This is a genomic window from Senegalia massiliensis, from assembly GCF_900626135.1.
Classification (GTDB): domain Bacteria; phylum Bacillota; class Clostridia; order Tissierellales; family SIT17; genus Anaeromonas; species Anaeromonas massiliensis.
Genome location: NZ_LR130785.1, coordinates 1,587,126 through 1,601,597, shown reverse-complemented (window position 1 = coordinate 1,601,597; position 14,472 = coordinate 1,587,126). Strand labels below are relative to the sequence as shown.

At 26.2% G+C, this 14,472-nt stretch carries 14 protein-coding genes; 1 reads left to right on the top strand and 13 read right to left on the bottom strand.

Annotated features, from left to right (window positions below; genetic code table 11):
* Positions 1–6: 6 nt before the first annotated feature.
* The 12 genes from E0D94_RS07975 to E0D94_RS07920 form a co-directional block, all read right to left on the bottom strand.
* On the bottom strand, positions 7–744 hold the full coding sequence (locus E0D94_RS07975; RefSeq protein ID WP_130806843.1) for a Stp1/IreP family PP2C-type Ser/Thr phosphatase: 738 nt from the start codon (positions 742–744) through the stop codon (positions 7–9).
* 10 nt (positions 745–754) lie between these two features.
* Entirely contained in the window at positions 755–1,786 is a 1,032-nt protein-coding gene (gene rlmN / locus E0D94_RS07970) for a dual-specificity RNA methyltransferase RlmN (RefSeq protein ID WP_130806841.1), read from the bottom strand.
* A 56-nt stretch (positions 1,787–1,842) separates the two neighbouring features.
* Complete coding sequence (gene rsmB, locus E0D94_RS07965; protein ID WP_130806839.1) at positions 1,843–3,183, bottom strand: 16S rRNA (cytosine(967)-C(5))-methyltransferase RsmB; 1,341 nt, start codon at positions 3,181–3,183, stop codon at positions 1,843–1,845.
* A 58-nt stretch (positions 3,184–3,241) separates the two neighbouring features.
* A complete protein-coding gene (locus E0D94_RS07960) occupies positions 3,242–3,988 on the bottom strand; it encodes a DUF116 domain-containing protein (protein ID WP_130806837.1) in 747 nt (248 codons plus the stop codon).
* A 15-nt stretch (positions 3,989–4,003) separates the two neighbouring features.
* Positions 4,004–4,930: a methionyl-tRNA formyltransferase gene (gene fmt / locus E0D94_RS07955; RefSeq protein WP_130806835.1), complete on the bottom strand. Its 927-nt coding sequence runs from the start codon at positions 4,928–4,930 to the stop codon at positions 4,004–4,006.
* 2 nt (positions 4,931–4,932) lie between these two features.
* Positions 4,933–5,382 (bottom strand): peptide deformylase, encoded by a 450-nt coding sequence (def, locus tag E0D94_RS07950; protein ID WP_130806833.1) that lies wholly within the window; start codon positions 5,380–5,382, stop codon positions 4,933–4,935.
* Between the two features lie 19 nt (positions 5,383–5,401).
* The gene (priA, locus tag E0D94_RS07945; protein ID WP_207289676.1) at positions 5,402–7,879 is read right to left on the bottom strand and encodes a primosomal protein N'; all 2,478 of its coding nucleotides are present in this window, start codon (positions 7,877–7,879) and stop codon (positions 5,402–5,404) included.
* A gap of 80 nt (positions 7,880–7,959) precedes the next feature.
* Entirely contained in the window at positions 7,960–9,141 is a 1,182-nt protein-coding gene (gene coaBC, locus E0D94_RS07940) for a bifunctional phosphopantothenoylcysteine decarboxylase/phosphopantothenate--cysteine ligase CoaBC (RefSeq protein ID WP_130806831.1), read from the bottom strand.
* A gap of 16 nt (positions 9,142–9,157) precedes the next feature.
* Positions 9,158–9,376 carry a DNA-directed RNA polymerase subunit omega gene (gene rpoZ / locus E0D94_RS07935; protein ID WP_130806829.1) on the bottom strand — a complete coding sequence of 73 codons (219 nt, stop codon included), beginning with the start codon at positions 9,374–9,376 and terminating at the stop codon, positions 9,158–9,160.
* 1 nt (position 9,377) lies between these two features.
* Positions 9,378–9,980, bottom strand: a complete 603-nt coding sequence (gene gmk / locus E0D94_RS07930) for a guanylate kinase (RefSeq protein WP_130806828.1) — start codon at positions 9,978–9,980, stop codon at positions 9,378–9,380.
* An 18-nt stretch (positions 9,981–9,998) separates the two neighbouring features.
* On the bottom strand, positions 9,999–10,256 hold the full coding sequence (gene remA, locus E0D94_RS07925) for an extracellular matrix/biofilm regulator RemA (protein ID WP_130806827.1): 258 nt from the start codon (positions 10,254–10,256) through the stop codon (positions 9,999–10,001).
* Between the two features lie 15 nt (positions 10,257–10,271).
* Positions 10,272–11,153, bottom strand: coding sequence for a YicC/YloC family endoribonuclease (locus E0D94_RS07920; RefSeq protein WP_130806826.1), 882 nt, complete (start codon positions 11,151–11,153; stop codon positions 10,272–10,274).
* A 212-nt stretch (positions 11,154–11,365) separates the two neighbouring features.
* Between E0D94_RS07920 and E0D94_RS07915 the strand changes: the two genes are divergently transcribed.
* Positions 11,366–13,138: an Rqc2 family fibronectin-binding protein gene (locus E0D94_RS07915; RefSeq protein WP_130806824.1), complete on the top strand. Its 1,773-nt coding sequence runs from the start codon at positions 11,366–11,368 to the stop codon at positions 13,136–13,138.
* Positions 13,139–13,165: 27 nt separating this feature from the next.
* Here the strand turns inward: E0D94_RS07915 and E0D94_RS07910 are convergent, their stop codons facing one another.
* The gene (locus E0D94_RS07910) at positions 13,166–14,467 is read right to left on the bottom strand and encodes a uracil-xanthine permease family protein (RefSeq protein ID WP_130806822.1); all 1,302 of its coding nucleotides are present in this window, start codon (positions 14,465–14,467) and stop codon (positions 13,166–13,168) included.
* Positions 14,468–14,472: the final 5 nt, after the last annotated feature.

Below are 14,472 nucleotides of genomic sequence, written 5' to 3'. Positions count from 1 at the left end.
CCCTTATTATTTAACAAACTTTATTATAACAGCCGTAGAATTATCATAACCACCATTCTTATTAGCAATATTTACAAGTGTTTCACAAACTTCTTGAATTTCACTAGAATTATTAATAATTTCTTTTATTTCATATTCATTTATCATATTAGTTAAGCCATCAGTACAAAAGAGTATTACATCATTTTTTTCTAAACAATAGCTAAAAATATCAATATCTGCATTTTTATCAGTCCCAAGTGCTCTAGTAATTATATTTTTTTGAGGATGATTTATAGCTTCTTCCTTTGTTATGCTACCTTTTTTTAACAGTTCAGCTACAAGTGAATGATCTTCAGTTATTTTTTTTAGAGTATCACCACGTAAAATATATGCTCTACTATCACCAATATGGCCAATATAGAGTATATCATTTATAATAGCTCCCATAGTTACTGTAGTACCCATACCCTTGTATTCTTTATTTTTTTTAGCAGTATTATAAATCTCTTCATTACTCAGTTCAAGTGTCTTTCTTATGAACTTTTTTATATTATATTTTTCTTCCATAACTCTATTAAGATAAATATCAACATTATTTTTAATAACTTCAACAGTTATACTACTAGCTATTTCTCCACCATTGTGTCCACCCATACCATCTGCAACAGCAAAAACTGGAAGAGAATTATTGTAGTTTATATAGTAGGAATCTTGATTTGATTTTCTAACTTTTCCTACATCTGTACAAGCACCATACTTCATAAAAATCCCCCTAATCAAGATTTAATATATCATTTCTTAGTTGACCACAAGCAGCATTAATATCAGAACCCATTTCTCGTCTAATAGTTGCTTTTACCCCTTTTTTAGTTAATAACTTTAAGAAGCGTTCTGCATAGTTTGAAGTTTCTAAATTACTTTCTTTTATAGGATTTAGTGGAATAATATTAACATGTGCAAGCATTCCACTTAATAAGTCCAAAAGTTTATTTGCATCAATTTCTTTATCATTTATATCTTTAATCAAAGTATATTCAAATGTAACTCTTCTATTAGTCTTTTTTATATAATATTTACTAGCATCTATAACTTCATCAATACTATATTTATTAGCTATAGGCATTATTTTCTTTCTATCTTCATCAAATGCAGAATGGAGTGATATAGATAATGTTATAGGTATATTTTCTTCTGATAATTTATAAATTTGTTCTACCAATCCACAAGTTGATAATGTTAAACTTCTCATACTTAAATTTAGACCATCTTTATTATTAATAATTTTCATGAAATCAATTACATTATCATAATTATCTAGTGGTTCACCTGTCCCCATAAGAACAATATTGCTAATTTCGTCAGAAATATCTTTTTTAATTTTATAAACTTGATCTAATATTTCAGACACACTTAAATTTCTTATTAGTCCTTGCTTAGTAGAAGCGCAAAATTCACATCCCATTTTACACCCTACTTGAGTAGATAAACACAGTGAATTTCCATGTTTATACTTCATTCTTACACTTTCAATTATATTTCCATCTTCTAAAACAAACAAGTATTTTATAGTGTTATCAATATTAGATTTAAACTTTTTAAATATATTTATATTTCCAATATAATATTCTTTTGACATTTTTTCTTTTAATTTTTTAGAAAAAACTGTTATTTCATCTATATTGTTTACATTTTTTTCATGTATCCACTTAAATAATTGCATTGCTCTAAATTTTTTTTCATTTAAAGTATTCATTATACTCTCTAACTCACTTAAATTTAAAGACTTTAAATCTATTTTTTCCAAATATATTCTCCTATCTTTATATTAATTTGAAAATATTATATCATATTTAATATTATTTATCTTATACGTTTTATTTTTGCAATAAAAAAACCATCAGTTCCATGAATATTAGGTAATAAAGTTATATGTCCTTCTTCTAATATAGATTTACCTTCAAAATATAACTTATCAATTTTTTCTAATTTGTAATTTATATTATCTTTTAAAAATTTATTAATCACGTGAGTATTTTCTTTTTTAGATATGGTACATGTGCTATATATTAGTATACCATCTTTTTTTAAATATTTTGAAGCTACTTTAAGAATATTCAATTGAATATTTGACAAATCATCTATATCTTCTTTACTTTTATTCCATCTTATATCTGGCTTTCTTCTTAAAAGCCCTAATCCAGAACAAGGTGCATCTACCAAACAATAATCCATAGAACCTTGAATTCTTTTATCAAATTTAAGTGCATCGAAATTTTCAGTATTAATTATATCTATTCCAAGTCTTTTAGAATTTTGTTTAATAAGATTTAATTTATGTTTAAATATATCTCTAGATAATATTGACCCTTTGTTATTCATTAATTCAGCAATATGAGTAGATTTACCTCCAGGTGCGCTACAAACATCAATCACATTACTTCCCTCTTTAGGATTCATTATTTGAGCTACAAGTTGAGAAGATTCATCTTGTATTGTAAAAAAACCTTTTTTAAATTCTTCTAAACCTGTTATATTCTTAGGTTTATGAACTACTAGTCCATCCTTAGAATATTTAGTTCTTTCTGTTTTTATATTATAGTCCATAAATTTATTCATTAAACTCTCTCTATCAATTTTTAATCTATTTACCCTTATTATTAATGGAGGTTTCTCATTATTGAAACTTAGTAATTTTTCAGTAAAATCTTCATTATAATCATCAATAAAATGTTTCACCATCCACTTTGGATGAGAGTATTTAATAGAAAGATAATCTACTAGTTTTGTTGATTTATCAGGTAAAAACTCTTTGTTTTTATTTCTGGATATATTCCGTAAGATTCCATTGACAAATCCTGAAAGTCTTTTCTTATTTTTATTCTTTGTAATTTTAACTGCTTCATTACAAACAGCACTATCAGGTATATTTTTCATGAAATAAATTTGATAAACTCCCGTTCTTAATATTTGTAATATAATATTATCAATTTTATTTATTTTCGTATTAGAAAATTGTGAAATTATATTATCAATATAAAGTTTATTTTCTAATACACCATACACTAACTCTCTAACAAAATTTTGTTCTCTTATATCCTCTAATAATTTAACTTTTTTATTTATTTCAATATTTGAATATGCTTTTTCATTTTCAATCAATTCAAGAATTTCAATTGCTATCTTTCTAGCGTTATTTTTCATGAAAACCTCCAATAATTATTATACTTTAAAAAAAGGGGTTAATCCCCTTTTTAAAATTTTATTCACCTATAAAAAATTTTATAGCCTCTTCTAGTTTATCTATACTTACTCTTGTATCTATACAGGGACCATTAGGTCTATCATTAAGCACACCTAATACTGGTAATCCTTTCATATCACTTATACCACTAGATAAATCCCTCTCACAAGCTACTGCTACTATAGCTTTAGGCTTTATATCCATAATCCATTTTCTAGCTAATGTTCCTCCCGTAGCAACTACAACATTAATATCATATTTTTCTTTTAATCTAAGTATTTCATCTACATCACATTTACCGCATTTTCTGCAATTATTTATATCATTAGTTATTTTAAATTGACATTTAGAGTTTTGAATACAATGTGGTAATAATATTAATAAATTTTCTTTTTTTATTTTTATGTTTTTTGTTTTAATAAGCAAATTATTTATATTAGTATACATTAATCTAATTTTATTTTTATCTACCTTTGTAACTTTTGCTGTAAATATTAATAGTGGATAAAAAAATGATATAGAATAGTATAGAATTTTTGCTTGAATATTACTTAAATTATTATTTTGAAATAATTTTTTTGATAATATTATTATGGTTAATATACTAATTAATATAAATGTAAATATTGAACCAAAAATTAACATTGATATTTTCACTAAAGTAATATTTTCACTAAATCCAATCCATAATGATAGAATTAATATAAATAATGTTGCTAACATTATATATGAAAGTACTTTTATATAACTCTTTTCTTCATTCAAAGTATCACATCCAACTTACTCACCTAGTATAGTTCCAACTTCTATTTCATTTCCTTTAATATATTCACTTACTTTTATTTTTTTCTTTCCTGGAAATTGAACTTCTTTTATTATAATAGTACCATTTCTTACTTTTACAAATATACCATCATTATTCACATCAGTTATTTGTCCTGACTTCCCACTATATAGTTTTTCATCAATATCAACTTTATAGATTTTAAACTTCTTTCCTTTATAATAACTATAACTGCCTGGAAATGGATTTGTTCCTCTTACTAGATTTTTTATTTTTTCTTTGGTTTCAGTCCAATCTATTTTCCCAATTGTCTTATCCATCTTAGGAGCATATGACGATAAATTATCATCTTGAGGTATTGGTTTTAAATCTTCAATTTTTTCTAATGTTTCTACTATCAAATCTGCTCCCATATTCATTAAATTATCATGAAGTTCTCCTACAGTTAATTCATCATCTATTATAAGTTTTTCTTTTAAAAGCATATCTCCTGTATCTAGTCCTTTTTCCATAATCATAGTTGTAACTCCAGTCTCTTTCTCCCCATTAATTATAGCCCAATTAATAGGAGCTGCTCCTCTATACTTAGGTAAAAGTGAAGTATGAACATTTATACAACCATATTTAGGTATGCTTAATATTTCTTCTTTTAGTATCTGTCCATATGCAACAACTACTATTACATCTGGGTTTAGTTTCTTTATCTTTTCTATAGATTCTAAACTGTTTACATTCTTTGGTTGAAAAACTTCTAAATCTAATTTATTGGCTTTATTTTTAACTGGAGTAGGTAATATCTTTTTTCCTCTACCTTTTCTTTTATCAGGTTGAGTTATTACCAAATCTATAGAATGATTTTCATTATATAATTTTTCAAGTGCTGGCACAGCCAAATCTGGTGTACCCATAAATATTATATTCATTTTTATTCCTCTTCTTTTTCTAATTTATCAATATATAGTATTCCATCTAAATGATCAATCTCATGACATAATGCACGAGCAAGCAATTCTTCCGCTTCAACTATTACTTCTTTTCCCTCTTCATTTTGATACTTAACCTTTACCTTTTCAGGTCTTTTAACCTTCCCTGATTCATCAGGTATACTAAGACATCCTTCAATATCTATTACCTCTCCTTGTTCATGCACTATTTCTGGATTTATTATTTTCATAGGCCCTTCACCTATATCTATAACTATAGCTCTTTTCAAAATACCAACTTGTGGTGCAGCAAGACCTATTCCTTCTTCTTTGTACATAGTTTCTACCATATCATCTAATAATGTTAAAACTCTATCATCTATTTTTTCAATTTTTCTTGCTTTCTTTCTTAATATTGGATCTCCTACAAATCTTAATTGTCTTATTGCCATTTTTATTCCTCCTAATTAATTACATTATTGAATTTGGATTTATATCTATACTTATTTTTATTTTATCTATTGGTATATTATATTTATTTTTTATACATACCCAGTAAATTATATTTTTTATCACCTTTAATTCTCCATCACTTGCCTTTATAATCATCTGCCATCTATATTTATTCTTAATCTTAGGGATAGGTGAAGGCATTGGTTTTGATATATTATTCGATACATCAAAATCCTTATTTTTGTATCTTATATTTTTTATTATAGCATCTGAGATATGTTTTGTAATACTCTCTAATTCTCTTACATCTAATCCAGAAAACACTATTGAAATTATATTTACAAAAGGAGGATAATTAAATATTTTTCTTAATTTTATCTCCTCTTTATAAAAACCTATATAATCATGACTTCTAGCATATATTATACTATAGTGATTTGGGTCATAGGTTTGAACAACTACGTTACCTTTTCTCTCACCTCTACCAGATCTTCCTGCAACTTGAGTAAGTAATTGGAATGTACGCTCAGAAGCTCTATAATCAGGTAAGTTTAAAGTTAGGTCAGCTGCTATTACCCCAACCAATAAAACATTTGGGAAATCAAGCCCTTTAGAAATCATCTGTGTTCCTATTAAAATATCTATTTCTCTATTTTTAAATCTATTTAATATTTCTTCATGACTATTCTTTTTACTAGTGGTGTCAATGTCCATTCTTTCTACATTTATATTTTCAAATGTTTTCTTAACCATCTCTTCTACTTTTTGTGTTCCAATACCAAAATACCTTATATACTTACTTTCACACTTAGGACATACTTCAACTGGTTTTTTTGCAAAACCACAATAATGACATTTTAACCAATTTTTCTTTTTATGAAAAGTCAAGGAAACATCACAACTTGGACATTTTTCAACATAACCACATTCTCTACATGATATAAACGTTGAAAATCCTCTTCTATTTAAAAATAAGATTATTTGCCTTTCATCCTTTAAATTAGTTATTATATCATTATATAGTCTAGTACTAAAAATTGTTTTGTTTCCATTTTCTAATTCTTCTCTCATATCTATAACATCTACATTAGGCATCTCTTGTTTATTTGCTCTTTTATTCATTTGAAGCAACTCATATTTGCCCATTTCAGCCAAATAATAAGTATTTATAGATGGTGTAGCTGAACCTAATACAAGTATTGCACTTTCTAATTCAGATCTTTTTTCTGCTACTTTTATAGTATCATATTTTGGATTAATACTAGATTTGTAACTATTTTCATGCTCCTCATCTATTATTATTATACCAAGATTTTTAAAAGGTGCAAATATTGCAGATCTAGCTCCAATTACAATATCAACCTTACCTTCTTTTATTTTTCTCCATTCATCATATCTTTCTCCTAAAGATAATCCACTGTGTAAAACTGCAACATTGTTATCAAATCTACTTACAAATCTCTCTACAGTTTGTGGAGTTAAAGAAATCTCTGGTATTAATACTATTGCCTGCTTTTGTTTCTTAATTACATTTTCTATAAGCTGTATATAAACCTCCGTTTTACCACTTCCTGTTACACCATGTATCAAAAACTTATTGCTTTTTTCACTACTTATAGATTTATTTATTATATTATAGCATTTAGTTTGCTCTTTATTTAATTCCATATTTTCAGTTTTTTTATAGTTTTTATCTAAAACTTGTCTTGGGCTTTCTTTATCTATAATAGATATTAAATTTTTAGATTCTAATGCTCTAATTGTACTATAAGAGGAACCTACTAAATTAGTTAAATCTTTTAATTTTATTTCTTTATAATCTTTTAGAAATAAAATTACTTGCCTTTGTTTTTTTGCTAATTTATTTAACCTATTTAATATCTTAGGAATATCTAAATTTTTAAATAGTTTCACAACAACTTTTTCATATTTTTTGTTTATATCCTGTTCAATTTTATTTTCTACTTTTATAATACCTTTTGATTTTAATGATTTCACACTTGAATTGATATTACTTATTTTAAGTACTTTCTTTAATTCTTCAAATTCTATACCATTATTATCAAATAAAAATTTTATAATTTTATTTTGATTTTTAGATTTAATATTTGTTATGTTTATATTTTCATCAACAAGATAAATATATTGTTTTACTTTTTTAGTTATACCTGTAGGCATTATAGTTTTAAAAACTTCAATATATTGAGCTAAATACTCTCTTCGCATCCACAAACCCAATTCTATAAGACTAGAAGAAAGAATAGGTTCCTTATCAACAACTTCTACAATATCTTTCAATTTATTTTTATTGAAATCTATATTGCTTTTTATCTTTATTACTAGTCCTTGTAATAACATATTACCAATCCCAAAAGGCACGATAACTCTCATACCAATCTTTAAATCATCTTGAATTTCTATTGGTATTCTGTAAGTATAGAGGATATCTGTCTCAGTACTATTATTATCTACTATTATTTCTGCATACAAATCCAATCATATCAGCCTTTCACATTATTATATATATAGTATAACAGATTATAGCTAAAAAATTGAAGCTAAAACTAGCTTCAATTTTAATTAATATTATCTAATATTATATTTGCTAAATCTTCTTTTCTCATCAAAGGATATTCATCTTTAGAACCATCATTTTTAAACAATATAACCTTATTATTATCTGATTTAAACCCTGATTCTTTTTTAGATATGTCATTTGCAACAATCATATCTAAATTTTTCTTTTTTAGTTTCTCTAAAGCATATTTTTCTAAATCATTAGATTCAGCGGCAAAACCTATAATCTTCTGTTCTTTTTTTATTTCACCACATTTTTTTAAAATGTCTGGATTCCTAACAAATTTTATATCCAAATCTTCATTAGATTTTTTTAATTTACTATCACTATATTTAACTGGTCTATAATCAGAAGGAGCAGCTGATTTTATTAATATGTCACTGTCATTAAAGTATTTTAGTACTTGTTCATACATTTCTTCAGTAGACATAATATCTATCACTTTCACATTTTTAGGCTTATCTAAATGTGTAGGACCACTAATAAGAACAACATCTGCACCTCTTTTTTCTGCCATTTCTGCTATTTTATATCCCATTTTACCACTAGAGTGATTAGTAAGATACCTTACTGGATCTATAGACTCAATAGTTGGTCCTGCTGTAACAAGAATTTTTTTACCAAGTAAATCTTTATTTAAATTCAAATACTCTTCAACATATTGTACTATTTGTTGAGGATCAGCAAGTTTACCTGGACCAATATCTCCACAAGCAAGTCTGCCTTCACCTGGAGAAATAAACTCATATCCTAATTTCTTTAACTTCTCCATGTTTTCTTGAAAAATAGGATTTAAATACATACCTGTATTCATAGCTGGTGCGAATATGACTTTAGCCTTTGTAGCCATAATAGTAGTTGATAGCATATCATCTGCTATTCCATTTGCAACTTTTCCAATTATATTAGCTGTTGCTGGAGCTACTAAAAACACATCTGCTTTTTGTGCCAAACTGATATGTTCTATATCCCATTGTTGTGGTTCTTTAAACATACTTTCTGTGACAGGATTTTGACTCATAGATGAAAAAGTTAAAGGAGATACAAATTTTGTAGCTGAATTTGTCATTATTACATCTACATTAGCTTTCAATTTTCTTAATCTACTTACAATATCACAAGCTTTATATACAGCTATTCCACCTGTAACACCTAACACAACATTTTTACCGTCTAACAATCTCATCACCTCTATTTTATTCTTTAGTAAGTTCCTTCATATCATCAGATCTAGTATATGTGATTTTATCTTCTGCAAGTTCATGAAGTGCTATACTAACTGGTTTATTAGTAGTTATATCAATATATGGTTTATTACCATCAACTAATTGCCTTGCTCTCTTTGAAACTAATAACACTAAAGTGTATCTACTATCAACTTTTTCTAAAATATCATTTACCGATGGATATAACATTTTAAGCCTCCTCTATATTTTTTATTAAATGTATTTGTCTATTAACTTTACATTTTTCTGCTTTAATTATGGAGTTAATATTATCAACTGCAGAATCAACAGTATCATTTAATACACCATAATCATATTTAAATACATACTTTAATTCTTTATATGCTGCATCTAACCTTTTTATCATTGCTTCTTTTGTTTCTGTTGCCCTTTTTTCTATTCTATTTTTAAGTTCTTCCATTGATGGAGGCAGTATAAATATAAAAACTCCATCAGGATATATTTCCTTTATAGAAAGTGCACCTTGAATATCAATTTCTAACAATACATCTCTACCTTCCTCTAACATGTCAAATACATATTCTTTTGGTGTACCATAATAATTATTATATACCTCTGCATGCTCTAGAAATTCATTATTTAAAAGCATATCTTGAAATTTGTCTTTAGATATAAAAAAGTAATTAGTACCATCTACCTCTCCTTTTCGTGGTTCCCTTGTAGTGGCAGAAATAGATAAATTTAAATCTAATTCCTTTAATAATTCTTTACATATTGTTCCCTTTCCAGCACCAGATGGGCCAGAGATAACAACTAATAATCCTTTAGACATGTAATTCTCCTTTCAAACTTAGTCATCTTTTTCTTTGTTTACTTCTAATCTATGTGATATAGTTTCTGGTTGAATTGCTGATAATATTACATGTTCGCTATCTGTTATAATAACAGATCTTGTTCTTCTACCATGTGTAGCATCTATTAACATACTTCTTTCTCTCGCATCTTGTATTATCCTCTTTATCGGAGCGGATTCCGATCCTACAATTGCAACTATTCTATTACCTGAAACAATATTCCCAAAACCAATACTAATTAATTTTAAACTCAAATAAATCGCTCCTATCTACTCAATATTCTGAACCTGTTCTCTTATTTTTTCTAATTCACTTTTTATTTCAACAACATGTTTAGTTATTTCAATATCTCCCACCTTTGAACCCATTGTATTTGCTTCTCTATTCATCTCTTGAATTAAAAAATCTAATTTACGACCTATAGCATCATCTAAGCTTAAAGTTTCTATTAATTGTATTATGTGACTATCTAACCTAACAATTTCTTCTGTTATATTAGCCTTATCAGCAAAATATGCAACTTCATTAGCAAGTTTAGATTCATCTACTTCAACAGAGTTATCTAACAAATCATTTATTCTATTTTCTAATTTCGATTTATATTCTTCTACAACTAAAGGTGATCTTTCTTCAATTTTTAAGTTTAAATTTTTTATATAATCAAGCCTTTTTTTAATATCTTGTGCTAGTTTATCTCCTTCTTCACATCTCATAGAATAGATATCTTTAACGCTATCTTCAACTGCTACAGATAATACATTCCAAATAACATCTTCAGATTCTTCTTTTTTCTCTACATTTATTATATCAGGATATTTTGTTATGCTTTCTATTTTTATAGAGTCATCTAAGTTTAACTCTTGATTTAATAAACTTAAAGCTTCTTTGTAGGATTTTGCTAAATCTAAATTTACATTGACTTCTAACTGTGTCTCTCCTATGTTTTCTAGATTTATGTATACTTCTACTCTACCTCTTTTTATTTTTTTCTTAATAATAGTTTTTATCTTTTCTTCTAAATAAGATAAGTGTCTAGGCATTCTTATGATAATATCATTATATCTATGATTTACAGATTTTATCTCAACATTAAATTGTCTACTTTCATCTTTATTTTCGCCTCTTCCAAACCCAGTCATACTTTTAACCATCAATTTTACCTCCTAAATATTATAATCAATTTTAACATAAAATAGTCTAAAGTCAATTATTATAGTTCTTTATATTAAAAATTATATAAAAGTTTTAAAATCCCTTTTAATTGTTACGAAATATTAATTTTTATTTGTTGTTTATCTATTTTTTTGTATGTTTAAACTTTATGATATAATAAAAATTAAATTAGATTTATGGAGGAGTAAATATGTCATTAGATGGAATCACATTAAGAAGTTTAGTATACGAACTTCAAGATACACTTATTAATGGAAAAATAAATAAAGTTTATCAGCCTGAAACTGATGAATTATTAATGGATATAAGAAATAATGGAATAACAAAAAAATTAATCGTTTCTGCAAGTAGTAATAATCCTAGAATTCATTTTACTGATGATACTAAAAAAAATCCACAATCTCCACCTATGTTTTGTATGCTTTTAAGAAAACATATTCAAGGAGGAAGGATTTTATCCATAGAACAATATGGTTTTGAACGTGTTATAAAAATCTTAATATCATCATATGATGAGCTAGGTGATTTAACAGAGAAAGAGCTTATAGTTGAGATTATGGGTAGACACAGCAATATAATATTATTAGATAAAAATAATAACAAGATAATTGATTCAATAAAAAGGGTTACCCCTGATATAAGTAGTGTTAGACAAGTTTTACCAGGATTAAAATATAGCTCTGTTCCTTCTCAAAATAAAATAAGCCCTCTTGATTTAGAAAAAAATAACTTTTTATTATTCATGAAAGATATTAATAGTTCAAAAGTATTATATAAATCCCTTTATGAAAATTTTATAGGAATAAGTCCTCTTATTGCTAAAGAAATTTGTAAAAAAGCTGATATTTATGAAAATTTAAATATAAAAGAATTAAAAGAAAATGATATAAAAAAAATATATTTATCATTTAAGAGCATTATTGATTATATCCTTGATGGAAGCTCATCTCCCACAATAGTATATAATGAATTTAAAACTAAAATATTAGGATTTTCTAGTTATGATTTAACTCAGTTTGATAATTCTATAAAACAAAAATTTAATACAGTCAATGAAATGTTAGATAATTTATACAAAACAAAAGATAAATTAGATAGAATCAAGCAAAAATCTTTATCCTTAAAAAAACGTATAAAAACTAGATTGGATAGAGATAAAAACAAATTATCAAAACAAAAAGATGAATTATTAAATGCTAAAAATAGAGAAAAATATAAAATAGCTGGTGAACTAATTACTGCCAATATATATAGAATAGAAAAAGGTATGGATAGAATAGAAGTTTTAGACTATTACAATGATAATCAAAAAATAACTATAAAATTAAATCCAAATCTAACACCTTCTGAGAATGCTCAAAAAAAATTTAAAAGATATAATAAACTAAAAAATGCCTTTATTGAAGTATCAAATCAAATAAAACAAACCGAATCTGAAATTAATTATTTAGAGAATATTTTATTAAGTATTGAAAATGCATCTGATTTAGATGATTTAGAAGAAATCAGAGAAGAGTTGATTGAAGAAAATTATATTAAAAATAGAAAAAAATATAAAAATAAAAAGAAAAGTAAATTTAAAAGTAAACCTATGCACTTTTTATCAAGTGATGGGTATGATATTTATGTAGGTAAAAATAATAAACAAAATGATTATTTAACATTAAAATTCTCTGATAAAAATGATTTCTGGTTTCATACAAAAGATATACCTGGATCCCATGTCATAGTAAGAAAAAAAGGAAAAGAAATTCCTGAAAATACTATTTATGAAGCTTCATTACTTGCAGCTTATAACAGTAAAGCTAAAATGTCTAGTAATGTTCCTGTAGATTATACAGAAAGAAAAAATGTTAAAAAGCCAAATGGGGCAAAACCTGGAATGGTTATATATGAAAATAACAATACTATTTATGTAACTCCAACAGAGAAAGAAATGAGTAAAATAAATAAGATAAATTAAAGGCACATCATATGATGTGCCTTTAATTTAATTTGTTTCCTGTGGTAATACTTTATTAATTACTATACCAACTATTGCTGCAAGACTTAATCCTACTATTTGAATACTATTAGTAATTGGTATCCCAATCAAACCAGTAAATGCCTTTGTACCATCTGCAAGAAATAATCCTTGTTTTACTTTTAATATTTCTGTTCCTATACCAATAACAAGAATAAGTGATGCTATTATTAAGTTTCTATTACTAGAAAAGTCAACTTCTGCTGTTGTTAATGTTCTTATACCTACACTGGAAATCATTCCAAAGAGAATAAGACTAACTCCACCCATAACTGGTACTGGAATAGTTTGAAGTAATGCTCCTACTTTTCCAATAAAACTTATTGATATTGCTATAATTGCTGATATTCTTAAAATAGAAGGATCATAGTTTTTTGTTACTGCAAGTACTGAAGTATTTTCACCATAAGTAGTATTTGCAGGTCCACCTATAAATCCTGAAAATAATGTAGCAAGTCCATCACCTATTAAAGTTCTATGAAGACCAGGGTCATTTAAAAAATTTTTACCTACTACTGCTCCATTTGTAGTAATATCTCCTATATGTTCCATAAAAACAGCTAAAACTATTGGAGCAATTATAGCTATAGCTTCAAGACTAAACTTAGGTAATGTAAACTCTGGAACGCTTATAAAAGCCGCCTCAGTAACTGGTGTAAAATCAACTATATTTAACATAACTGATAAAACATAACCTACTATAACTCCACAAAGTATAGGTACTACTTTAAACATGCCTTTACCAAACACTGACACTATTATTACAGTAGAAACTACAACTAAAGATACTAACCAGTTATTTGAAGCCATTTCTATAGCTGTAGGACTCATTATAAGACCAATTACTATAACCATAGGACCAGTAACTATTGGTGGGAAAAAAGTCTTTATCTTTTCTACTCCAAATAATTTTATAAGACCAGCAAAAATAATATATAAAAATCCAGCAACCATTATACCACCTTGAGCATATCTTAAATCACCAAATCTCGCTGATACTACACCTATAACGGGTATAAATGCAAAACTAGAACCTAAAAATACAGGAACTTTACCTTTTGTAACTAAATGAAATATTAATGTACCCATTCCTGCACAAAATAAAGCTACTCCTGGATTAAGTCCTGTAATCATAGGTACCAAAACCGTAGCACCAAACATTGCTATTACATGCTGTATACTTAATATCCCTTTTTTAAATACCTTATCCATCTTAAGATTTCGTTCTTTACTTGCGTTAACATTTTTTACCATAGTCTCTTCAGACATAAAAT